Origin of the sequence: Tautonia marina, assembly GCF_009177065.1 — a bacterium.
GTDB lineage: Bacteria > Planctomycetota > Planctomycetia > Isosphaerales > Isosphaeraceae > Tautonia > Tautonia marina.
The window spans coordinates 51,550-76,747 of record NZ_WEZF01000003.1; the positions used below are offsets into that span (position 1 = coordinate 51,550).

Genomic DNA, 25,198 nt, shown 5'->3' on the forward strand with positions numbered 1-25,198 from the left:
CCGAGGGGCAACCCTCGGTGGGGAGGATGAGATAGTCCGAGCCCCGTGGAAACGCGGGGGCCCTCGAATCCCTTGGTTGCAGGTTCGAATCCTGCGGGCCGCATCGCCAAACTTCCGACGATCGATCGCCTCAGAAGACTCTCGCGATGGATGGTTATCCGCTGGCCGAGCCTCCCCCTGACGATCGATCGCCTCGGAACGCGACTGAGGTTTCGGAGGGCGCTTCCCTGGAGGAGGCATTCTCTCACCCTCATCTGGTCGTTCCCCACCATTCTCGAGCGGTAACGCGCTGGGGCCGACTCCTGCGCCTGGTTGTGTTTCTCGGGGTGCTCATCGCTCATGCACTGCTGAGTTTCGCGTGCTTGGGGGGATGGTCAGAGGTTTCGAGTCGATGGCCTCTGGCGTGGCACGACCACCCGATGCATTACCACAATGCGTTGGTCACACGGTCCTTTTTCGTCCAAAACGGGACGACGGCCGGTTACGATCCGTACTTCATGTCCGGATATGCGAAGAGCATCGTTTCGGACCCGTCCGGGACGATGATCGAAGGCGTCATTGCCGTGTTCGGGCGCGATCGACCGGCGCAGACGTACAAGATGCTGGTGCTGACCATCATGGTCATCCTTCCGTGGCTAATCGCGCTGACGATCCGACTGGTCGGGGGGGGATTCGACGCGGTCGTTGCGGGCACGATCGCCTTCCTGGTTTATCTCTGGACCGACTTCCCGCTGGAATATGCAGGATTTGGGATGCTGGCGTTCTTGCTGGTGATCCCGTTGGGATTGGTGGTCCTCGCGCTGGTGGTGCGATTTCTGCGAGGCGGCGGATTCGTACGCTGGGTTCTCGCGACGGTCGGCTCGGGGATGTTGATCTTTGTGCATCCTCTGGCCGCGCAGACGGTCGGACCGGCGGTGCTGGCGGCCTATGCCGCGGCGGTCGGATCGAGTCGCCGGTCAGGAGAACGCCTCCCGATTGGGAGGCATCTGGGGTTGCTGCTCATTCCGCTCGCGGTGCTGGCGATCAATGCGTTCTGGTGGCTCCCGGGAATCATGCTCCGGGGAACCCGTGACCCGGACGGCGCAGATTTCTTCTCGCACCCGGAGCCGGTCTTCAGCCGGATTGCTCAGGTTTTCGGTCTGGATGTCCCGGCTCAGCCTCCGATCCAGATCATCCTGCTCGGTGGAGCGTTGCTGGGCCTGGCGGCCTTGCGCAAACGATGCCCCTTGCAGACGATGGGGCTTGGGGCCTTTCTCGTGATGGGCCTGTTCTGGGGCTATTTCGCCGGCTGGTTTCCCGCGTTCAACTTCCTCCAGCCTGGTCGGAACACGTACGCGGTGTATTCCGCGGCGGCGGTCGCGAGCGGGCTGGGTTGGTCCGCCTTGAGACGCCAACTGAGCCGAACGTCGATTCGTCTGGGTCGGTGGTTTCTCGTGGCGACGGTTCTGGTGTCGATCCGCGTCTTCGTTCCCTCGATGATCCAGAACATCGGATACCGAACGGGGCGGGAACCGGTCCCGGAGTTGGTCTGGCAAGCGGGGGAACTTCCTCGTGTTCGTTGGTTTGGACCAACGGGAAAAGCACCATTTCTTTCGAGTCGTCCGACGCCCGAACTGACCTGGCTTCTGGACCAGATTCAAACTCATTTCGAACCCGGCGACCGTATTTATTATGAGGAGGGGGGGGAACAGCGAGGTGATCTGACTGACCCGTTCGGCGGGCATCGTTACGGGGGATTATTGCCAAGCCTGGCACGGGTTGAGGTCATCGGAGGTCCGTTCCTGAACGTCCCGGTGCGGGAGAACTTCACGCAATTCGGCATGGGCAAGTTGTGCGGCCTGGAAGCCTGGGGACGCGAGGAGTTTGAGCAATTCAGCCGCCTCTACGGCCCGGAGGGGATCGTTTGCTGGTCGGCTACCTCGCAGGAATTTTGCCGATCCCATCCTGATCTGGTCGAGATTGTCGCGGATCTGGGAACCTGGCTGATTGCGAAAGTGAAGGGGTTTGAAGGCGACGCCATTCGAGGCGAAGCCCGCGTGATTGCGGAGGCCGGAAAGCTCGAAGTGGAGCCGGTCGCCGTTGACGTTGACGGGATGATCGTGCTGCGGTATCACTCCGTTCCAGGGCTCCGGAGTGATCCTCCGGGGCTGCTTCGCGAGGTCGAGGAGCCGGGCGATCCCGTGCCATTCATCGGAGTGATTCGACCCGAAGGGCCGCTGACCATCGAATGGAATGCGTTCCCTTGATTGTGGGCCGCTGGAACGTCCGACGCCCGACGGATCGGGCCGCTTGACGCCTGAGGCCCTCTCCAAGGAAGGAGTCCGCCGTGCCGCCCGAGCCAACATCGGGGGAAACTTTCCCCGGCTCCTCTCGCAGGGTCCGGTCCGTCGTCTGGATCGCGTTGGTCGTGACGTTTCTGGTTGCTTCGGGAATTTATTCCTTGAAAGCGGCCGAGGAGCGAAGTGCCATTATTCGATGGCTGCATCAGGTGGAACAGTTGCAAGACGGAGTGAACATCTGGGACAAATACATGTTCCCAAATCCTCCGATCTTTCCACTGACTCTGTATCCCTTGACGAGCATGCCTCCGCTCGCGGCCTCAATGGTCTGGTACTATCTCAAGGCGGGGCTGGCGGTTCTTTCGATCGTCTTTTGCCTGAGGATGGCTCGGACCAAGGAAGACCCCCGACGCATCCCGGGGTGGGCCTTGTTCCTAGTGATCTTGCTGAGTTTCCGACCAATCCTCAGCGATCTTCACCATGGGAATAATAACCTGGTGATCCTGTTCCTGATCGTCTCTGCGCTCTATGCGTGGCGCAAGGGATACGACGTGCTCGCGGGGCTCTCGCTGGCACTCTCGATTGCGTACAAGGTCACGCCGGCGTTGTTTGTTCCTTACTTCCTCTACAAGCGATCCTGGCGTCTGGTGGGTGCCACCTTCCTCGGACTGGGCCTGTTCCTGTTGATTGTGCCGAGTCTCATTCTCGGCCCTGAGTTCAACGGGGAATGCCTGCAGATGTGGTGGCACCGAATGCTACGCCCGTTCGTGGTCGATCATGAAGTGGGAGATCACGAGATCAACCAGTCAATGGCTGGCGTGATCATGCGATATTTCACCGAGCAGGAGGCCACGGGAGACGGGCGATATGTTCCGTTGTACTCGGGCCGGAATTTCTTCTCACTCAATCCGGATCTCGTGGTCTACGGCATCAAGGCGCTCTCGATCGGCATGGTCGGTTTGCTGGCGATGTTGTGTCGGACCGATACGAACCGCCGAGACAATATCCGTTTTCTCGGCGAGTTCAGCCTGGTGGTCCTGACCATGCTCATCGTTTCGGAGCGAAGCTGGAAACATCATTACGTGACGGTGCTTTTGCCCTATACGTACTTGATCTTTCGACTCTGGGCCTACCCGCTTCCTCGCACTCTGAGGTTCTTGGTGGGTGGGTGTCTTGCCCTTTCCTCCTTGCTCATGCTCACCACGTCAAGTGAGGTGGGAGGTCTTTTTGCCAATGGAACAGGGCATAAACTGGCGTTGTTCTATGGCATGTTCTTCTGGTCCGGCGTGGTCCTGTACGCGGGGACGGCGATGGTCCTGCGCTTTGAGACGCGTGAGGCCTTGAGAGCAGACAAGGCGGCTGACGCAACGGCACGGACGATCAAGGCGCCCCACGCCGTGAAATCGTCGATGTCGGTGACCCCTGGGCGGAATCGCTAGGATCGAGTCCCATTCGAATCTGATCGAGAACTGCCTCATCACGCCGAAAAACCGGGCTCAGGCGTCAATTCCAGATCATTGGTTTGACTCCTGGGCTCGTTTTGGTACAATCTTCGTGCGGCGTGGAGCAGCGGTTAGCTCGCCAGGCTCATAACCTGGAGGTCGTAGGTTCGATTCCTACCGCCGCAATTTTTCAAAGCTTACGAAACGTCTGTTTGATCATGTGAAACGCCAACCTCTGCGGGTTGGCGTTTTCTGTTGGTTCCGAGGCCACGGTCCCAGCCGGTCGGTTGTCTCCGCGTTTCCTGCAATCCGAGATCGAGCGATCCGGAATGACGCATCTCCGTCGTGATCGCCTCTGCCCGCTTTGTGACGGAATCCGACTGGAACCGTTTCATCAGGATCGAGTCCGCGAATACCTTCGATGTGGTGAGTGTGGGTTGGTGTTTGTTCTGCCTGAGTCGTTTCTCTCCGTCGAGGACGAAAAAGCTTACTACGATCTTCATCAGAACGACCCAGCCGATGTTGCCTACCGGCGATTCCTGAGCCGTCTCTCGGTGCCATTGATCCAACGGCTTTCGCCAGGGGCTTCAGGACTCGATTTCGGCAGTGGGCCCGGACCAACCCTCGCGCAGATGTTGACTGAGTCTGGATTTCCGACACGGAATTATGACCCGATCTACGCGCCCGACCACCAGGTCTGGAACCACTCGTATGACTTTGTGGCCGCAAGCGAGGTCGTGGAACATCTACAGTCGCCACGCGCGGAACTGGAACGAATTTGGCAGATTCTGAAGCCTGGGGGCTGGCTGGGGATCATGACCAAACGCGTTTGGGATCTTCAAGCCTTCACGACCTGGCACTACAAGAACGATCCCACGCATGTCATCTTTTTCTCGGAGCAGACGTTCGTCTGGCTCGCCCGACACTGGTCCGCAACGCTGGAGATCGTCGGCCCCGACGTCGTACTCTTGCAGAAGTCGTCGAGTTCCGCTCCGGCGCCAAGGGAACAGGAGCTGAAGACATCATGATGGATACGCGCCGGCTCGAATTTTTCAGAAGATTTCGCAGGAATCAGCGTCAGCGTCTTGCAATCCGGAGTGGCTTTGATACGATCTTCCTTGCACCGTGGAGCAGCGGTTAGCTCGCCAGGCTCATAACCTGGAGGTCGTAGGTTCGATTCCTACCGGTGCAACTTGACGAAGCAAATCACGCCAGGCGGAACCCGGATGATGACCGGGTTCCGCCTGGCGTTTTGTTTGCGCTTGTGTCAGAAATGGTCTTCTCGTAGGCTCCCTGATCGCTCGCTGATCCGCTCCCGTGATCGGCTGGCAGTCGAGATTGCGCCCGAAGGATTGGGGAGGAGGCAATCGGTGAAGGCAACGATTCCGGCATGGTGCTTCCTCATCGCTCTGACGACCGGGACGGGAGCATTGGGCCAGCCATCTCAGCCAACGTTGCGTTGGCTGGGACAGGTGGGAAGCGATCGCGTCTCAAGGTCCAGCACACCCGGACCCAACGGGGTGCAGGACCTGGTGTTCGAACTCAACGGTCTCCCAGCCCAGCAAGCGATCAAGAGCCTGACGCTTCGCGGCTACGGCCGAGATATCTGGGGCTATCCCGAAAGCGGGGGACACTGGGCGGCCGATCTGCATCGGGAGCCGGGCTCTCCTCGTGCTCTGGTTTCGGTTGAGCCGAGCCATGACGAAACAGGGCGCAAGTTCGACATCGAGATTGAGCTGGAAGGGGGCCAGCGTTTATCGAGGAGCGTTCAGGGGGGACGTGCTGACCTGCTCGCGCGGATGCCTGAGGTTCAACTCGCCGCCCGATGGGTCGGGCCAGATGGAACCGATCTGGTGAGCCCCGGCCCCTCGGTCGGACCTGATGGATTCGAGGACGCGAAGATCGAACTGGCCCGTCTCGCACCAGACCCAGAGGTGCGGGAACTGACACTCCTCGCCGAAAACGGCCCTTCCTGGACGTTCGGACCCAATCCGGAGGGGAACCACGACGCCTTGTTCATCCGATCGTCGGATGATCGGTCCCGAGGCGCACTGTACCTGAGTCCTGCGCCGGGCCTCGAAGGGAAACGCCTTCGGATCGACCTCTCGTACACCAATGGGACTCGGGATCGGGTGATTTTGGTGGCAGGTTCGGCCCCATTGGATCGAGCCGTTACCCGGGAACCGCTCCCGAAGATCACCTCAGACCCGACCCCGGTCCGATGGATTGGGCAGGACGACCGCGGCCCACTGGGTCCGGGTGCCGTGACGCTCGCCGTCGATCGAATCAGAACGCGAAACCTGCGAGCGGCAGTCCTGAGCGATGGCGTGACCGGGGCGTGGGTCTTTGAGGGATCAGGGACGCGCGGATCGTCTGGGATGCCGTTCGTGGGAGAACGACGCAGGAGGCTGGACGTGCGAGAGGGATCGCGGCCGGGCTCCGTGCTCTTCTCGTTTGTTCCGTACCGAGACCTGGCCGGGGAGGAGATGACCCTGAGGTTGATCGAGGCGGATGGCCGGTCGTCATTGATCCGGTTTTCGGGAGAGTCGTGTGATCCGCTCCGACGCTTTGCCGACCCCTCGGTCCGAGAGACCCGCGTTCGGCCCGGAGATGACCTGGCGGCGGTCGTCGCTCGAGGGGGGACGATTCGCCTTTCGTCAGGAATCTACGAGCTGGATCGGCCGCTCGACCTGCTGGAGCCGACGGCCTTGATCGGGGAGCCAGGGGCTGAGATTCGGTTCCGGCAGCGTCCCGGTGTCGAACCCTGGGCTGAAGCAATCGCGATTCGATCGCCCGGTCGCTCGACATTCTCGGGACTTCGAATTCGGTTCGACGGCCCGGTGCGATGGCATCCGCAGGCGGCCTGGGGCGCGGCGATTCTTGGTGTTCCGAATCTCGGGAAGAGGCCGGGAGGACCGGTGCATGTCGAAGCCAGGGGGCTCGACCTGGAAGCTCCCGTGGCGGGAAGTGACTGGGAAGAGGCGCCAAATTGCCTGAGGTTCCTCGATACGGACTCCGGTGTGATCGAAGGCTGCACGTTGAAGGGTGGGCCGATCATGATCTTTAACGGTCCCTGGCGAGTCGCAAGGAACCGGCACCGGGGAACACAGCCGAAGACGTTTGCCGGGTCGTTCCTCTCGGGTCGGGAGATTCGGGAGATTGAGATCGTCGAGAACGAGGTCCGTCCGGAACCGGCATCGGGCAAGCTGTATCGGTTTGTCGTCCTGGTGGATCGGGGGCATCGGGTCGCGGTTCGGAAGAACACGGTGGTCGGTGTCGGTCCGATGGACGATGACGAACGCCCGCATCCGAACGCGCCGGAGATCCTGTTGACGGAATCGTATCAGATCCGCTTCGAAGGTCGTCACGCGGGGGTGTCGGACGACGGCCGAGTGCTGGCAATTCCGGAGCCGCAGGGGAAGCATCCCGAGGTGGGGGAAGTCGTCGCCGTGCTTTCAGGTCCCGACGCCGGACGGTGGGCCGTGATCGAGCAGATCCTCGACCGAGGGGTGATGCTCGTTGATCGGCCGCTTCCGGCGGGGGATTATGACGTCTCGGTCACACTCGGGTTCGTCGAAACCTCGATCGAAGGGAATACGATTGATTGCCGGGGAAGTTCCGAGGGCCACCCGGTCGTCTTGACCGGAAATCACTACGGAACGAGGCTCATCGACAACGCGTTGCTGGGTGGAGGCAATGCGTTTCGACTGTCGGCGTACGCGACCAATTCCCCGTTTCATTATGCGTGGTCGCGTACCCCGCAGTTTGATCTGACGGTCGAGTCGAACACCGTGACCGACTCGGCTCTGGGAGGGTTGATGGCCGTCTCTCACGGTCCACAACACAAAACGAACCGGGGTCGGGTCTATCTCACGGGCTCGGTCTTGGGTAATACATTTCGGTGGACTGGAGCCGCGCCTCGTGGTTCCGGGAATGATCGGGTTGCCCTGACGGTCGGCCAGGTCCCCTCACTCGATCCAGGTGAGCTGATCTTGAAGACCGGGAGCAATCAGGCCCTCGATGCTCGAGGGGAATCGGTCCCGAATCCGATGCGAATTCTCGTCGGAACGGTGAACGATCGGCGCTATGAACCGACCGGAAAGTGATCGTTGCCTGCTCTGGCACGGATCGCCGGTCGAACTTCAACCCGGCGAGACACAACGTGCCATGAATCGACGACTCTTGCTGGCGATGGCCCTGATGGGAGGGATCGCCTCGACGACGGGAGCAGACGAACCGTTTCTGGAGCTTCAGGAGGTTTTTCCTCCGGAGCAACTCCACAACCACTCCTCCTGCATTGTGGAATGCGCCGACGGCAGTTTGCTGGTGACCTGGTATCGCGGGTCAGGTGAACGGAAGGCCGACGACGTGCAGATTTATGGGGCCCGCAAGCCGGTCGGCGCCGCGTCCTGGGCTCCTCGATTCGTGATGGCCGACACGCCGGATTATCCCGATTGCAATCCCGTGGCGTTTGTCCCTCCGGATGGCTCCCTCTGGCTCTTTTACCCGACAATCCTTGATCATCACTGGGAAGGAGCCTTGCTGAAGTACCATGTGAGCGATCGAAGTGAAGGGGAAGGACCGCCCTCGTGGTCGAAGAGTGGGGTGCTGCATGTCACTCCGACCGGCTTCGGCGAGGCCTATCAGGCCGCGATGGCTCGGATCGACGAGTTGGGGCTCCAGGTCAAGCCTGAACTGGTCGCGCTGATGAACGAGCGGGCCGACGACGAACTGTATCAACGGCTCGGGTGGATGCCTCGCGTGCGGCCCCTGGTGCTGCCGACCGGACGTTGGCTGCTGCCCCTGTATACCGACACGTTCTCGGCCTCGATCGTGGCGATCAGTGACGACAACGGCGGATCGTGGCGGTTCAGTTCGCCCATGATCGGCTACGGCAACATTCAGCCGGCACTCGTCCGACGAGAGGACGGGACCATTGTGGCCTACATGAGAAACAACGGTCCGGGTGAATCGGTCTGCGTAAGTGAGTCGCGGGACGACGGCGAAACGTGGTCGCCGGTGGAGCGATCCAACATTCCCAACCCCGGTACGAGCGTTGATGCGATCCGGCTCGAAAGTGGACGCTGGGCGCTCGTCTTTAACGATACGGTCAAGGGAAGACACTCGCTGGCCATCGCGCTGTCCGACGACGAAGGGAAAACCTGGTCCCACGTGCGACATCTCGCCGTGGATCCGGACGAAACGCAGGCGTTTCACTATCCGACGGTGTTACAGGCGCGAGACGGTTCTATCCACGTCAGCTACACGCACGGTCGACGACCGGAAGGGTCGACGATTGTGCATGCGAAATTGAACGAAGCGTGGGTCATGGAAGGGGATGCCCCCCAGACCTCGCCTTGATCGCTGACCTTCGCGAATTCAGGACATCTCGGATCATTCCCGTGCATGGAGACCGAACCCAGTGGACGATGCCGCCGCGCCGAGTCGAGAGGGCCGAGGTTACGAGTGGGCGACTCGAGGAGACGTCAACGCCTTCTTCGGTCTCATGCTGGATAATGTCAGTGGCCTGATCATCACGACCTCGCTCCTGGTGGGTGTGTTCGGCTTCCCCACCGAATTCGTGCTGACGCGGATGATTCCCGGTACCGCTCTGGGGGTGCTTGTCGGCGATCTGGTGTTCACCGCGATGGCCTTCCGGCTGGCGCGTCGGACAGGTCGATCGGACGTGACGGCGATGCCGCTGGGACTCGACACGCCGAGCATCTTTGGCACGAGTTTGCTGGTCGTCGGGCCGGCATTTCTGATCGCTCGGGATCGAGGGATGGAATTGACCGAGGCGGCGGAACACGCCTGGTTCATCGGCATCAGCATGCTGCTGGCCTCGGGGCTGTTCAAGTCACTCTGTGCACCGATGAGCGGCTGGATTCGTCGGGTTGTGCCGAGGGCCGGCCTGCTGGGATCGTTGATGGCGATTGCCCTGGTGGTCATCAGCTTTTTACCCTTGCTGAAGATTCTGGGTGATCCGATCCCGGGACTGCTGGCACTGGCGGTTATTCTGGTTTCGCTGACAGCCCGATGGCGATTACCGTGGAATGTTCCGGGGGCGTTGGGGGCGGTGCTAGTCGGCTGTGTCGTTTATTACGGAATGCGGTTGGCGGAGGGTTTGTTTGGACTCCCGACCCCGCTCGGTGGTTCCGGTGAGACGTTCCCTGCAATCGCCGCCGGGTTACCACTGCCGATGGGAGCCTGGTGGACCTGGTTCCAGTCGAATTGGGCGGAGGCATTTAACTACCTGGCCATCGCCTTGCCTCTTGCGCTGGCGACGGTCGTCGGAGGGATTGACTGCACCGAGAGCGCGGCAGCCGCGGGGGATGACTATCCGACCGGACAGATCATCTTTGTCGAAGGGCTCGCGACCCTGCTGGCGGGCGGGTTTGGAGGGGTGATCCAGACGACGCCGTACATCGGCCATCCCGCGTACAAGGCGATGGGAGGACGAGCGGCCTACACGCTGGCCACGGCCTTGTTTATTGGCGGAGCCGGGATGCTCGGCTATTTCGTTTGGATTTTCCGGCTCCTGCCGGAAGTAGTGGTTGCACCGATCCTGATCTTTATCGGGCTGGAGATTACCGCACAGTCGTTTATCGCCACACCGAAACGTCATTATCCGGCGTTGGCACTGGCAGTTGTGCCGGCACTGGCGTATCTGGTCAACTTGCTGCTCAAGGACGTGCTCTTCGATCCGGCCCTTGCTGAGGCTGGTCTCAGTTTCGGTTCCTTGAAAGAGTCGGCCCGACAAACGATCGGCACCGTGTCGATGCTGGCGGGAGGATTCATCTTGACAAGCCTGTTGTGGGCCACGGCACTGGCCCGACTCATCGACGGGCGGCTGCGGTCGGCTTCCTTGACGTTCCTGATCGCGGGAGTTCTGTCGCTGTTCGGGGTGATTCACTCCCCTCTGGTCTCCGAAAAGGTGATGCTCCCGAACCAGGCAATCGATGAAATGAAGCTGCAAGAACGGTACGAGGCCTCTCGAATGCAAACACCCTACCACTGGGCAGGGGCTTACGCGGGGATCGCTCTGGTTTTGGCCGCGATCGGTCGGTTCGGGCGCCCCCCGGAGACAGAAGATCCGCATGACCTGCTCGAACCAACCGGACCAAAGAAACCGGAACCGATCGGGATTTCGAGTGAGTAAGACTCGCCCCACTGACGTTTTTCCGACACAATGGAGTCATTGCGATTCCAGACGCGTTCGCCCCAGATGGTGGATTCGATGGTCGAGAGCCTTCTGACCACGAAAACCACTGATCGGAATCGCCTGGCATGCTTGTCGGTGATCTGATGTACAAAGGAATTGCGGTCAGCCCGGGCGTTGTGGTCGGGGTCGCGTACTGCCTGGAAGGCCCGATGGGGCAATCCGAGGTCCAGCGACTGGCTGACGAATCCGACATTCCCGACGAACTCGCCCGATTTGATCATGCCTTGAAACAGGCGTCGGAAGAGCTGGAAGGCATGGTTGCCAAGGTTGCCCAGCAACTCGGGAGTGACGAGGCCGACATCTTTCGGTCGCACTACCAGATGGTGCGTGATCCCTCGCTGGTTGCCAAGGTGCACGAGGGAATTTGTGGATCCCGATTGACGGCGTCGTCGGCCTTGCAGTCGGTTTTGAAAGAGTATGCCTCGATCTTCGCGAGGAGTGGTCAGGAGCTGTTTCAGGAGCGCATGACCGATCTGCGAGATGTCTTCGCAAGGATCACGGCGCATCTGAACGTAAGTTCGAGCACTTCGGCAGCGATTGACTTGCTCGGTCATGAGGAACCGATCGTTCTGGTGACTCATGAAATCTTGCCGAGCCAGGCGATCAGCCTCGGTGAAATGCCGATTCACGGAATCGTGACCGAAGTGGGCGGAGGCACGAGCCATGCCGCGATCCTGTCTCGCAGCCGAGGCATCCCCGCCGTTTCCGGTGCAGCCGGGATTATTGGCCAGGCCAAAACCGGGGATCCGATCGTTGTCGACGGCCGAGATGGCATTGTGGTGCTTCGGCCTGATCCGGAAACCCTGGCCGCCTACCGCAAGATGCAGCGCGATTTCTTCGAGTTGAAGGATCGGCTGGTCATTAATCGTGATCAACCCGCCTGCCTTTCTGACGGCACGCTGATCGAGCTCCTGGCCAACGTCAATACGGTTGCCGATGCTACCACGGCCTCGGCGGTGGGTGCTTCGGGGGTTGGTCTGTATCGAACCGAGTACCTCTTTTTGACGCATCCGGACGTGCCGGACGAGGACGAGCAATACGAGAATTACCGTCGCGTGATCGAAGCCGCTCCCGATCGCACGGCCACGATCCGAACCCTCGACCTCGGTGGCGATAAAACGGTTCCTTATCTCGGGCGGCAGCACGAGGCGAACCCATTCATGGGGTGGCGCTCGATTCGGCTTTCGTTTGAACATCCGAAATTTTTCGAGGTTCAGATTCGAGCGATCCTCCGAGCGGCCTTGCACGGGAAGGTCAGCATCCTCTTTCCGATGATCACGACCCTGGAGGAATTGCAGCACGTAAACCGGCTGGTCGATGAGGCACGACGAAACCTAAAACGCGCTGGAATTCCTTTTGGAGAAGACGTAAAGACCGGAGTGATGATCGAGGTTCCCGCGGCGGCCATGTGTATTGATGCCATGCTGCAGGAAACCGACTTCATCTCAATTGGTTCGAATGACCTGATCCAGTACCTTGTGGCGGCGGATCGAGATAACCCCAAGGTTGCTCACCTGTGCGATCCGCTCAGCCCTGCCGTCTTGCGCATGCTTCGAATGATCTTCGATGCCTGCCGACGGACGGGAACCCCCGCGACGCTCTGCGGCGAGATGGCCGGTCAACCTCGGTCGGTTCTGGTTCTGCTGGGGTTGGGGCTCAGACGATTCAGTATGAGCCCGGCCTTCGTGCCAACGATCAAGGCGTTACTCTCCTCGGTGTCCACTCCGCAAGCGGAACGGTTTGCACATCAGGTGTTACAGCTTAAAACGCGCGAACAAATTCGACGCTATTTGACCGATCGACTTCATGAAATTTCGAGAGATCTGGAACTGTTCGACTTCACCTAGACCCATCTCCAGTCGGTTCGAGGGAGTGGGGCCGATGTGACGGCGTTGGTTCGCCGGGTTCGATTGCGTTGCAATCGACGGAGTGTTACGCTTGCAGCCGAAGTCATGACACCAATCGGCGGAGGCAGTCCTTGAGACGCCATCCGCTTGCGATTCCCTCCTTGCCGGCCGTGGTTTCAGACGAAGTTGAGCGTCGTCTCTGTCACAGGCAGAGCGAACGTCTGGGACGCGTTGCCGCGTAGTGCTCCTTGATGATCTTCGATCCTGCAGCGCGTGTCTTGAAGCACGGGGCGTCTCCGAATGGCCAATCGACCAAACGTCCAGGAAATCCTTGCAGCCGTTCGAGCTGCGCGGCCGGCACCTCCCGAGCGTGAGTCAAACTCCGACGCCCCCGCGCCCTCTCCTGGCCAGGAACCACCCCGAACCGATCTGCCCTCAGTGGCTTCGGATCGCCTCTCTCCGTCCGAAGGCTCCGACGCATCGGCGGCTTCTGTCACTCCAGAAACTCCGCGTCCCCTGACCTTGCAAGAGAAGCTCGCCGCGGCCCGCAACCGACCAGCAACGACGAGCCAGGACGCTCCTGAATCGGCTCCGGTTTCGCTCCCCGACGGGCCTGCGGCCGGAGGACGACCGATGTCGGTCAAGGAGAAGCTTGCCGCGGCCCGCAATCGCCCGGCGGAGGAGGGGGGCCCCCCCGCACCCTCACCTGCGTCCGAGTCGAAGTCAGCGGAACGTCGTTCTGGGAAACCTACCGCCTCGGAGCCCTCGGGAACCGAGCCATCGGCTCCGACATCGCCAGGCAGGCCGATGAGTCTTCAGGAAAAGCTCGCCGCAGCCAGAGCCCGACCGGCGATGGACTCAGCACGACCCGTGGCCAAGAACACGGAGGAACCCTCAGCACGGGTTAAGTCTTCAGATGGGCACGGAGAGAGGGTCGAACGGAAACGTGCTCCGTCGGAAAAACTCTCCGAACCGCACCGCCTGGCCGAGTCGCTCCGGCGATCGGTCGTGAGCCGGTCTGTCGCAACGAACCGGGCCGCCACCTCCGGGGAGGGTTCAGTGGCCGCTCTGAGGGCATCTTCACCGGCGATCGGTTTGACTGCGCCTTCTGATCAGACTCGGAGTGAACCTCGCTTTGGGATCCTGGGAACGGGTGGAGCACGATGGGTGCTCGGTATCGCCGCGCTCGTGGTCGCGGTCGGATGCACCGGAGTCCTCGTCGCCCGGCAGCTTTCCTCGAATGCCCCGGAGCGGATCAACGTGGGCCTCCCCTCAAACTTCGAGCCGAATTCTGTGATGAAGGTGAGCACAGCAGCTGAGCCGTTCTGGATTGTCCGCTCAACCGCTTACGATGGACTGGACACGATTTACGCCCTTCGAGGCACCTGTCCCGGTGCGGGAGAAGTGGCGATCTGGTCGGAGGAAACACAAACCTTCCGGTGCCCTGGAAGTGCGAGCCACTACGCGATCTCGGGGCGACCGATCAAGGGACCGGGCCGCCGAGCACTCGAACGATACCGCGTCGCGCTCACCGAAAACGGTCAAATTGTTGTGGATACGTCTGAGGAGTTCCGAGAAGAGCTTGGCCAATGGGCCGATCCCGAGAGTTTTGTTCGGTTCCCCTCGGGAGAGGCAAGCCTCCGGTGAGTCGCCCGCGCCGTCATTGAAGTACCACGCGAGGGCCAATCGGAACTCTCCCCCGCAGGAGCCATCCCCCCAATAACTTGAGAGAGGTTGAGTGGGACTCTCTCAGCAGACAAATTCCCTGGGAGCACCGGGGCACCAGGCCCACGTATGGAGCATGTTCATGACCGCAATCGCACACAATGGAATTCGTTGGACCATTCTGTTCCTGACGATCCTGGCCGTCACACCCCTTGTCGGTTGTGGGGAACCACAGCCGGGTCTCGAGGGTGCGGTTGTCGTACCGGAACCGGGCACAACAGCTTCGAATGACGCCGGCGAAGGGGATCAGTCCCTGGAACCACTTGAGTGACGAACTCCGTTCGTTGTTCCACGATCGAGGCCGCTTCCGATCGAGCGTTCTCATTCCGACTGGTTGCGCAGTGACAGTTGATCTGCTAGGATAAGATCACTCGGTTCCTGCCAGACCGTACCCTCCTGAATTTCCTACCGCGAGGACTTTCCCTGATGCGAAGCAATTTCTTGACGGCGCGCCGCCTGGTTGCCCTGGGCCTTGGTCTCTCTGTTTCGTTTGGACTGCAGGGCGCGGCCCTGGGACAATATGGCACCCTGAAGGGTCAGGTGGTGTGGGACGGAGCCCAGCTTCCCCAACTGGAACCGAAGGTCAAGGCCGGGGAAAACGTCAAGGATGCCCAGGTCTGCGCAACGGAACCCATTCCGGATGAAAGCCTGGTCGTCGATCCGTCCAGCAAGGGGATTCAGTATTGCATTGTCTATCTGGCTCGCCCCAGGGGAGAGAACCCCGATCTGGCCAAGCAATTGATCGAAGCTGAACCTCAGGTCGTGGTCGATCAGCAGGGCTGCCGGTTTGTCCCGCATGTCGCCGCGGCGCATGAGAAGCAGCAGGTTCTGTTCAAGTCTAGCGATCCCGTCGCCCACAACGTTCGCTTGCAAGGCTTTAGCAACTCGTTGAATTTCATGCTCCCCGCCAACGGTGAACTGCCTCGGGTTCTCTCTCCCGAGCGGCGTCCGATGCCGATGGCGTGCGACATTCATCCGTGGATGCAAGGCTTTGTCATGGTGTTCGATCACCCGTTTTTCGCCATTACGGACGAGCAGGGCAACTTTGAAATCGAAGGGATTCCCGCAGGCAAGCAAAACCTTGTCATCTGGCATGAGAAGGTTGGATATGTGACCGCCGGTGGAGCCCGAGGCCAGGAAGTGACCATCGCCTCCGGGAAGGAATCAACACTTGCCCCGGTGAAGATCGCACCCAGCCAGATTAAGTAAGTCGGTCTGGAGGTAAGGGGAAGGTCTGGTTCGAAGTCGGCTTTGAGGCATTCGATTGCCAGTCGAATGGGCCAGACCTTCTCATCGAGGGTGGTACTCCCCTCGGGACGAGAATGGGGCGCAACGGGTTCATTGCTCCTCTGCGCAGCGATCCTGCTAAATTCGAGGGCAAGATTTGGAAAAGGAGGGCTTGTCGACCGCTTGCCGACGCCCATATCCTAAAGAAAGGAAGGAGGCACGCAAATTGCGTGGAATGATTTCCTCCTTGAGATTCTGAACGGTTCGCAGATTCGCAATCATTGGCCCAGATCAGGGTCAACAACTTGATACAGAAGGCACGCGACGTCGGTTCCGATCACGAGCCAACCAGGATCGAGTGCGTCAGGGTCAGATCGCGGAGAACGCTTCGATCACCCCGTCGTTGGGGGACCGCTGGAACGCTCGGCCGGCAAATCACGGAAGGAGCGCCGATGTTCCCATATGCGCCACGCCCCTGTGCCCGTTTCCGTCGGCTGCGTGTCTCATTCCTCGTCATTCTGATTCTCTCCTCACTTTCTCTCGTAAGTCTCCCCGCCGAGGGAGCCCAAAGGCTTCCGTCCACAATCCATCCAGAAACCAGTAGCGCAGCGGAAGCCTTGCTCAAGACCGCGGCGTCCCACGTTCATCAGCAGCAATGGGATTCGGCCGTTGAACTCTATCAGCGAGCGATCCAGCAGTTTCCCGAAGCGCTCACTGTGGCCGAGACGCTGGACGAGGGCGGCAGAGAGGTGGATGAGGGGGTCGAGGTTTTTGTCAACGTGAGCGAATACGCTCAACGTCGGATCGCGCTCCTTCCGGCCGAGGCGTTGCAACTCTACCGGAACCGGATTGACGGAGAAGCTCGTCACCTGTTCGAGCAGGGTCGAGACCAGCTTGATCCAATCCTCTTACGACGGGTTGTTGATCAGTTCTTCAGCAGTTCGGTTGGTGATGATGCGACGGAGTTGCTCGCCGACCTCGCATTCCAGGAAGGCCGATTTGACGAGGCACTGGAACTCTATCGCCGACTGGTCCCATCGAGCGATGCTGGTCGGGCATCATCGATTTATCCTGATCCCAACATCGACATTGCCAAGGTTGCCGCAAAACTGATTCTCTGCACCGAGGCACTCGGTCAGCGAACGGGCGACTCGGATTTGCAGAAGTATGCGGAGTTGTACCCAGAATCCTCCGGTGATCTGGCTGGACGTCGTGGCCTCTATGCCGAGATTCTGGCCTCCGCTCTGGAACAGGATCAACTCAGACTCCCTGCAGCGCTGGATTCGAGATGGCCGACGTTCGCTGGTGCCTCCTCTCGCTCGAAGGAGCTGGCGGAGCCGGTCGATCCGGGGGCCCTGGTCTGGTCGATCCCGTTGCGAACGCCGTTTGACGCCAGCGCGAATCTGGAGGCAAGTCCTCGGCGGTTTGGTCAGGATTTCGGCATGCCCGAGGATGATTTTCCCTCGTTTTTCCCGGTTCTGGAGGGAGACGAGGTATTCCTGACCGATGGGCGTTCGGTGCTTGGCTATCCACTTGAGGGGAGTCCGGACGGGATGGCCATGCCAGTGCCGTCCTGGCGGGCTTCCCCTCCCGCATCGGCCCCCTCAGCCGCCCAACCGACGTTCGGCGTCGAACGGCATACCCTGACGATCTTCGGGAATCGAATTTACGCGAGACTCGGGCCCTATGGGGCGGCCTTTCAGGGGAGAAACCTATCGACGGCACCCCCTACGGCAATCATCGCGGTCGATCGTTCCCGGCCCGAATCCCCTCTCTGGATTCAGACCGCAGATCAGGTGATGGCCGGTCCCGGTCAGGAAAACCAAGGGGTTTTGACCGGACAGGTGGCGTTTGGAGGCGCTCCCATCGTCGATGAGAGCGGGGTCTATGTGGTCCTCTTGAAACCGGGGACGCAAGCTCTGACCTGGGTGGCGTGTCTGGAACCCGATACGGGGCAGGCACGTTGGGTCCGATTCGTGTGCTCGGGAACCTCTGCCAGCTTCAGCCGGGTTCCAGGGGCTCGAAACCGCGGCATGATCGTGAATCCGGAGCTGGGACATCGGCTCCTTTCGCTTGGCGGCTCGACGATTTTTTACCAAACGGATCTCGGGGCGCTTGCCTCGATCGATGCTCGATCGGGTCGGTTGAACTGGCTGGCGTCGTATCCCAGGCGGATGGCGGGAGTCTCTGGTCTGGCCACACCGGTCACGCATAATCCCGCGATCGTCCATGCCGACAAGGTGATTGTCGCTCCGGAAGATACCGACCGCGTGCTTGCGTTTGATCGCTCGAGCGGCCAGCTCCTCTGGGAGGCCAATCCCGGGGGACGTGTGACTCACCTGCTCGGTGTCGCTGGAGGAAAGCTGGTCGTCACGGGAAATCATGTCTGGACGATCGACGTCGAAGACGGCAGCATCCGATCGCGGTGGCCCGAGGGGCAGACCCTGGAACAAGGATACGGCCGAGGATTGTTGGCGGGAGGGGAGATTTACTGGCCGACCCGAGACACGCTCTACATCCTCGATCAGGTCACCGGCCGGCCGACCGACCGACCTCCGATCGCCCTCCGCGAGGCTTTCGGCTGCGGTGGGGGAAATCTGGTCGCTGGCGACGGCTACCTGCTCATTGCCGAACGAGATCATTTACGAGTCTTCTGCAAACCGACACGAATGCTCCGCTATTATCGGGAGCGAATCGCGGCGGAACCGGAGAAGCCGGACCTTTATTATCGCCTGGCTCGTACCGCGGAGACACTCGGCGAGGACCAGGAAGCGCTGGAAAGCCTGGATCGCGTGGCCGAACTTGCAAGTCCCTCCGACCGCATCGATGGTCGTCGGCTTGTCGAGGCGGCTCGAGCCGAACGCTTCAAGATCCATATGAAGCTGGCCACGGCAGCTTCCAATCAGGGGGATCCCCAGTTTGCCTCTGAACAGTTTGAACTGGCGATTGCCACGGCTCCTGATGATCGGGAGCGCATAGAGGCCGAACTGGCTTTGGCCAATGCCAGACATGCCGTTGGGGCATCGGCCGAAGCCGTCGAGGTCCTCCAAACCGCGTTGAGCCGCCCTGAAGTTCGTGAAATTGACCTCCCGGCAGACGAACATCGGAGCCTTCGGGCTGAACTGCTGCTGGTGGATCGCTTGCGATGGCTCATTCAGGAATCCGGGCCGGAGCGTTATGCACGATTCGAGACCGAGGCGTCCGAGTTATTTCGGAACGGGCGGAAGAATGACGACCTGCGTCAGCTTGGCGAAGTCGTTCGTCGATACCCTGTCTCACGTCATGTTCCCGACGCACTCGAAGCCATCGGCACGCTTTCCGAGGAACGTGGGGATTGGTCCGAGGCAGCCCGAGCGTATCATCAACTTCTGATCTCTGCTCAGGAGGATCGGCAACGGGCGATTGGGCTCCTCGGACTTGCTCGCTGCTACGAGGCAATTGACCTCGACACCGAGGCTCACGAGGCGTATTTGCTGGCTGGATCGCGTTATGGGGCGTTGGAGATTGAGCGATCGGGGACGGTCCAACGGATCGAATCGTATGTGGCCGATCGCCTGGCGTCTGCTCACGAACGGCCCGAGGCGCAAGCTCCCGTATTAACTCCGCCGCTCGATTCGATCGAACGTTCTCAATGGCCTTCGGAATTCGCTCCGTTGCCGATCGCCGAGCCCGCGATTCGACCGATCTCGGGAACTCATCGTCCTGAGGTGTTGATCGGCCAGGGTCAATTGCGCGGAGTCGAACCGGATTCGGGGGAAATTCTCTGGGAGTGGAACCTGGCAACCCGACCATCCTGGTCGGGCATTGCGGGGGGGCATTTAATTCTCGCGACTTCCGACCGGATTCTCGGGTTCGACCCGATTAAAGGCGAACCCCGCTGGGACGTGCATTCGAAGGATGGAGAACTTGCGTTCGGTCCCACTCCGCCGCCACCAGTCGCGGAAGCAGACCGGCGCGACCGACAGCCTGCGTTGTCCGGGTTTCAAGGGTTTCGGCTTCATGGTGATCGGCTCTATTTCTTTCGAGGCGACCGAGAATTGGTTTGCCTCGATCCGATCGCCGGCCGCCCGCAGTGGACGTACCGCACCTCGGCCATCTCGCTGGATTCACACCTGGGGGTGGGACTTGCCCGAGTCGTGATCCAGGCTCGCATGCCCAACGCAGTGGTCGTTCTCGATGCCCGAGATGGCAGAACTCTCGGTATGTTCCCACAGGACGATTCGGTCGGTCCCTGGCGTCGTCACCCTCACGCCGTGGCCCTGGATCGGGTCGCGATCGTGCCGGACGATACCTCCGTGGTCTTGATGGATCTCGAAACCGGCCAGGCAATCTGGGAGGCTCGGGAAGAGTCTCCCCTGCCATCGTCGCCTCGGCCATCACCGACTGATCCCCTCGTGCTGGGAGATTTCGAGCGCATGCTCGTCCTTCGGGGCGAAACGCTGCAACGGCTCGATCCGATCAACGGACAAGTTCTTTGGTCAACGAACCTGGGGCGATTTCGATCGGATCGCCGGCACGAGTCGATCCTGCTCGGAACCGACGCAGTGTATGTGATGGGTCAAAAGGGGCCCGGCCTTCGCGTGTCCGCGTTGTCGTTGGAGCGTGGCGAACCCTTCTGGAGTGTCGTGCTTCCGGGTGATCTCAACGAGTCATGGGGTCTCAGGCTGACCCCCGACTGTGTCCTGGTCTACCACCTTGGCGACGGGACGCCGGGCATGGCATCCAGCGGCCCCGTGGTCCTTAATCTCCTGAGTCGAGACTCCGGCCGCCGGGTTCAGCGGTTGGTCGTTGAGGGAACGGGAGCGGGCCGTCTGGTCCGCCTTCATTCTGACGGGATTCGTGTGGCCGGAGACGAGGGAATGGTTCGCCTGTCAGAGTGGAAGCCGCATGAACGGCAAGCGGCCTTGCGAGAATTCTCGACACCTTGACGCAACCATTCGAGATCGATTTGACACTTCGAGACGGGTCGTGTTGTGTTAGGATCAGCTTTTCGGTTTGCCACCGGGTCTTGCCCTGGACGACCCCGAAACCCTCTCTCGCTTCGCCTTGATTCGATTGACGGAGGTCCCCGTGTCTGATTCCGAGAATCCGCAGCCAATGCCGCACGAGGATCTCGCCGCAGTCGAGCGCCTCACCGACGCGTTCCAAAAGCTCCGCGCGGAGATGGGAAAGATCATTGTCGGCCAGCAGGACGTGCTGGAAGAACTCCTGATCGCCATCTTCGCCCGGGGCCACTGTTTGCTGATCGGGGTTCCCGGACTGGCCAAGACCCTCATGATTCACACCCTGGCCGATGCCCTTAACCTCAGCTTCAACCGAATCCAATTTACCCCTGACCTGATGCCGTCGGACATCACCGGGACCGAGGTCATTCAGGAGGATAAGGCTACCGGGGTCCGCCAGTTCAAATTCCTTCGGGGACCGATCTTCGCAAATTTGATCCTGGCCGACGAAATCAACCGGACGCCGCCGAAAACCCAGGCGGCCTTGCTCGAAGCCATGCAGGAGCGGCAGGCGACCGTAGGCGGAGAACGGCATCGTCTGCCCGACCCGTTTTTTGTGCTGGCCACGCAGAACCCGATCGAGCAGGAAGGGACCTACCCACTTCCTGAAGCCCAACTCGACCGATTCATGCTCAACATCCTGGTGGATTACCCGACCGAGGATGAAGAGCTTGAGGTCGTCCGCGTGACTACGTCGGCCAAGCCGCCATCGGTTGAGAAGGTCCTTTCCGGAGCTGACATCCTGGAGATGCAGCAAATTGTCCGCAAGGTGCCGGTGGCCGATCACGTGGGTCGCTACGCGGTGAGGCTTGCTCGGTTGACCCGTCCAACCCAGGCCGATGCGCCTCAGTTTGTCCGTGATTTCGTCAGCTGGGGGGCGGGGCCTCGGGCCAGCCAGTATCTCGTTCTGGCGGGGAAGGCCCGCGCGGTCCTCATGGGGCGGCCTTACGTCTCGATCGAGGATATTCGGGCCGTGGCGGGGCCGGTACTCCGGCATCGCATTGTCACCAACTTTAATGCCGAGGCGGAAGGACTTCGACCGGACGACGTGATCGCCCGGCTGGTCACCTCGCTCTCGGCCGACCCGAGCGAGGCGTCCGAGAGTGGTCGAGTACCAAAACTATTTAAATCCGCAGACGCTAGCTAACGTCGAAGGGCTTGGGCTTCAGGCCCGGCTGATCGTCGAAGGCTATGTCGCCGGGATGCATAAGAGTCCGTATCACGGGTTCTCGGTCGAGTTCTCGCAACACCGCGAGTATGCTCCCGGCGACGATGTCCGCCATATCGACTGGAAAGTCTGGTCGAAGACCGATAAGTATTACTTGAAGCAATACGAGGAGGAGACAAACCTCCTGACGTATTTGCTGATCGACGCCAGCGCCTCGATGGGATATGCCTCGGAAGGCAATGTCTCGAAACTGCGCTACGGGCAGTATATCGCCGCGGCACTTTCCTACCTGGTGCTCCAGCAGCAGGACTCGGTTGGACTGGCAGTGTTCGATGACCGAATTCGACGCTACGTCCGGCCCTCGGGGCAGCCATCGCACCTGAAAGAGTTAATTCGTGTGATGGACGGCGAGGCGGCTCGGGAGCGAACCGGACTCGGTCCAGTCCTCCATGAGATGGCCGAGCGCATCGGTCGCCGCGGAATCGTGGTCCTGATCAGTGACCTGCTCGACGGAGACGCCCCCGAACTGCTGAGCGGTCTGAAGCATTTCCGCCACCGGGGCCATGAGGTCGTTGTCTTCCATGTGCTCGACCCGGCCGAGGTGGAGTTCCCGTTTCGGCAGGTGACCAAGTTCAAGGGTCTTGAGGTTCCCGAGGAACTGCTGACTGATCCAGCCGCCTTACGAGACGGGTATCTGGCTGAACTCTCGGCGTTCACGGATGCGGTTCGTAAAGGTTGCCGACTGGCCGACATCGACTACGTCCCCCTCCGGACCGATCAACCCCTCGACACGGCGTTGACCGGCTATCTGGCGACCCGATCCGCCCGGACCCGTAAGGGACCCCGCCGAGTCTGACCCAGAGATCACTCTGTCCGAAGCCAGACCCCCGTCGTAGGATGACAGGACGCATGAGGGGCATCGATCCGAACCTTCAAGCCAGGTCCTCTGCTCTCCAATCCGTGATTGATTCCGCTGATCAGCTCTTCGACCAGGGACGACCGTTGTGACGAACCTTCCACTCCTGGCTATCGGGTTCGCCAATCCCTTCTTGCTCTGGGGGCTTGCGGCAGCCGCCGTGCCACTGCTCCTCCATCTGCTGAACCGTCGGCGATACCGTGAAGAGTCGTGGGCGGCCATGCGGTTTCTACTTGCCGCGATCCGGAAGAACCAGAGACGGATTCGACTGGAACACTGGCTCTTGCTGGCGGTTCGAACCCTGCTGGTCGTCTGTGTGGTTCTGGCACTTGCGCAGCCATTTCTGGAATCGATTGGTGCTGTACCGCTTCTGGCCGGACGGCGGACCCATCGCGTCATCGTGATCGACGGTACGATGAGCATGACGCACACCTCCGCCGAGCGATCGCGGTTCTCCCGGGCCACGGAGTACGCCGACGCATATATCCAGGGGGCCCGCAATGGCGACGCCATCAGCGTGCTGTTGCTGGGTAATCCTCCGAAGGTGGTGATTGGCGCTCCCTCTCCAAATCATGCTGAGGTTCGTGAGGAACTGAAACAGCTTCAGCCGACCCACGGCACCGGGGATCTCGACGCAACCTTCACGAAGCTCCGTGAGGTGCTGGACACTTCGGACATTCCGCAGAAGGAAGTGCTCTTTCTGAGCGACCTGCAAGCGGCCACCTGGCAGGTCGATCCGGAATGGGAAACTGCTCTGAAACGAAACGTTTCCGCGCTGGAAGAGGATCGAGCCAATTGTGTGGTCGTTGACCTGGGAGACACGAGTCGATCAAACCGAGCGGTCGTCGACCTGAAACTGGATGCTCCGATCGTCGTCCGTGACGGGCCTCCGGTGGTGATCACCGCCCGCCTCGCGAATTTTGGATCAGAGGTGGACACTGGCGTTCGCGCCCAGTTGGTCATTGATGGCCGTCTCGGGCCGGAACGTCGCGTCGATCTTCCGCCTGGCCAGGATGTGCCGGTCGCCTTCTCCTACCGGTTCGAGGACCCCGGTGACCATGTGGTCGAGGTCAGACTCGACGAGGACCGTCTCGCCGTGGACGATGCCTGGCGATTGACCGTTCCGGTTCGGGAGTCCTTGGAAGTTCTCCTGGTCAACGGTGACTACAATCCGGAACCCTTTCAGTCGGAAACCGATTATCTCGCTCAGGGGCTCAGTCCCTCGGAAGGCTCGGATCGGACTCCCTCACCGATTGGTGTGGAGGTGGTCACCGAGTCGCAACTGACCCGACGCGATCTTGAGCGTTACGATGTGATTTTCCTCTGCAATGTCGCCCGCTTGAGCCGGGGAGAAATTGACGCGATCGATCGATTCCTGCGACGAGGGGGCGGCGTGGTTCTCTTCGGGGGAGATCGCATTCAGGCGGATGAATACAACGCCAACCTTTTCGCGGGGATTCCCGGTTCGGAAACCTTTGATGGTCCTGGGTTCTTGCCAGCTCGATTCGGCGATGTGGTTTCCTCGGGAGATGAGATCAGTGAGCAACTCGCCGGAGCCCCGGAGTTCGATCCGCTCGACTTCAACCACCCGATCGTCGCGATCTATCAGGGAGCAGCCGCTCAGGTGGTTTCGGGTCTGACGGCTGTTCGCTCCTGGCGATCGCATGATCTGATTGTGCCCGAAGGCTCCACGGCTCGTCGCGTGATGGATTTCACCGATGGTCGGCCGGCGATCCTCACGATGAGCCGTCATCGAGGCACAGTCGTTCAAATTGCCACCACCGCCGATGATGACTGGACCACCTGGCCGCTGCATCCAAGCTATCCTCCCGTGCTGGAGCAGATGACCTATTTTGCGGCTTCGGGTCGTATGGCTCAGCGAAATGTTGCGGTAGGTCAGAGCTTGGATCAGGCGATTGAGACGAATTCGCTCAATGCAGTCACTTCGGTCCTACGTCCCGATGGACGTGAAGAACCGGGTCGTCTGGCAGATGAAGGAGATGGGGCACGCTTCCTGTTCGAAGGAACCGATCTCTCGGGAGAGTACACGGCTCGGATTGGTCCTCCGGTTGCCCGTGAATTGAGCTTTTCCGTGAATCCCGATCCGGCCGAGAGTGACCTGTCTCGCGTGGATACTTCAACCCTGTCGGTCCTGTTTCCCCGCTGGACGTTTTCGAGCTGGGACGGGGGGCCGGTCGATCGTTCCGAGGCCGCAGCGGTCGGTCGCCGCGGCGAGCTGCATCGAGGACTCCTGTTGATTGTCCTCGGGCTGCTTCTGGGAGAATCAACCCTGGCCTGGTGGCTCGGGCGCAGCCGCTAATTGCGTGATCGCACGGGCTCCGACCGTGAAGGAACGTGCCGAAGGAAGG

13 protein-coding genes and 2 tRNA genes are annotated in these 25,198 nt (G+C 60.6%); all 15 read left to right on the forward strand.

The features are described 5' to 3' along the window. The first annotated feature begins 497 nt into the window (after window positions 1–497). The 15 genes from GA615_RS04810 to GA615_RS04880 all read left to right on the forward strand — a co-directional run bounded on the left by GA615_RS04810 (window position 498) and on the right by GA615_RS04880 (window position 25,149). Window positions 498–2,246, forward strand: a complete 1,749-nt coding sequence (locus tag GA615_RS04810; RefSeq protein WP_152050144.1) for a hypothetical protein — start codon at window positions 498–500, stop codon at window positions 2,244–2,246. Window positions 2,247–2,407: 161 nt separating this feature from the next. After that, the gene (locus GA615_RS04815; protein WP_235905089.1) at window positions 2,408–3,718 is read left to right on the forward strand and encodes a glycosyltransferase family 87 protein; all 1,311 of its coding nucleotides are present in this window, start codon (window positions 2,408–2,410) and stop codon (window positions 3,716–3,718) included. A gap of 116 nt (window positions 3,719–3,834) precedes the next feature. Beyond that, window positions 3,835–3,907 (forward strand) — tRNA-Met (locus GA615_RS04820). Between the two features lie 143 nt (window positions 3,908–4,050). Further along, window positions 4,051–4,749: a class I SAM-dependent methyltransferase gene (locus GA615_RS04825; RefSeq protein ID WP_152050146.1), complete on the forward strand. Its 699-nt coding sequence runs from the start codon at window positions 4,051–4,053 to the stop codon at window positions 4,747–4,749. 91 nt (window positions 4,750–4,840) lie between these two features. Next, window positions 4,841–4,913 (forward strand) — tRNA-Met (locus GA615_RS04830). A 178-nt stretch (window positions 4,914–5,091) separates the two neighbouring features. Continuing rightward, a complete protein-coding gene (locus GA615_RS04835; RefSeq protein WP_152050147.1) occupies window positions 5,092–7,827 on the forward strand; it encodes a hypothetical protein in 2,736 nt (911 codons plus the stop codon). A gap of 61 nt (window positions 7,828–7,888) precedes the next feature. Next, the gene (locus tag GA615_RS04840) at window positions 7,889–9,082 is read left to right on the forward strand and encodes a sialidase family protein (RefSeq protein WP_161602177.1); all 1,194 of its coding nucleotides are present in this window, start codon (window positions 7,889–7,891) and stop codon (window positions 9,080–9,082) included. A 61-nt stretch (window positions 9,083–9,143) separates the two neighbouring features. Continuing rightward, window positions 9,144–10,880 carry a permease gene (locus GA615_RS04845; protein ID WP_201750109.1) on the forward strand — a complete coding sequence of 579 codons (1,737 nt, stop codon included), beginning with the start codon at window positions 9,144–9,146 and terminating at the stop codon, window positions 10,878–10,880. 128 nt (window positions 10,881–11,008) lie between these two features. After that, the gene (gene ptsP / locus GA615_RS04850) at window positions 11,009–12,790 is read left to right on the forward strand and encodes a phosphoenolpyruvate--protein phosphotransferase (protein WP_235905090.1); all 1,782 of its coding nucleotides are present in this window, start codon (window positions 11,009–11,011) and stop codon (window positions 12,788–12,790) included. A 1,167-nt stretch (window positions 12,791–13,957) separates the two neighbouring features. Beyond that, the gene (locus GA615_RS04855) at window positions 13,958–14,437 is read left to right on the forward strand and encodes a QcrA and Rieske domain-containing protein (protein ID WP_152050149.1); all 480 of its coding nucleotides are present in this window, start codon (window positions 13,958–13,960) and stop codon (window positions 14,435–14,437) included. A gap of 504 nt (window positions 14,438–14,941) precedes the next feature. Further along, on the forward strand, window positions 14,942–15,724 hold the full coding sequence (locus GA615_RS04860) for a hypothetical protein (protein ID WP_152050150.1): 783 nt from the start codon (window positions 14,942–14,944) through the stop codon (window positions 15,722–15,724). A gap of 635 nt (window positions 15,725–16,359) precedes the next feature. Continuing rightward, on the forward strand, window positions 16,360–20,670 hold the full coding sequence (locus tag GA615_RS04865) for an outer membrane protein assembly factor BamB family protein (RefSeq protein WP_161602178.1): 4,311 nt from the start codon (window positions 16,360–16,362) through the stop codon (window positions 20,668–20,670). 169 nt (window positions 20,671–20,839) lie between these two features. Next, window positions 20,840–21,892, forward strand: coding sequence for an AAA family ATPase (locus GA615_RS04870; RefSeq protein WP_152050381.1), 1,053 nt, complete (start codon window positions 20,840–20,842; stop codon window positions 21,890–21,892). Continuing rightward, window positions 21,849–22,769 (forward strand): DUF58 domain-containing protein, encoded by a 921-nt coding sequence (locus tag GA615_RS04875; protein ID WP_235905091.1) that lies wholly within the window; start codon window positions 21,849–21,851, stop codon window positions 22,767–22,769. The genes GA615_RS04870 and GA615_RS04875 overlap by 44 nt, the downstream gene beginning before the upstream one ends. 148 nt (window positions 22,770–22,917) lie before the next feature. Next, window positions 22,918–25,149: a BatA domain-containing protein gene (locus GA615_RS04880; protein WP_152050152.1), complete on the forward strand. Its 2,232-nt coding sequence runs from the start codon at window positions 22,918–22,920 to the stop codon at window positions 25,147–25,149. The last annotated feature ends 49 nt before the right edge of the window (window positions 25,150–25,198 follow it).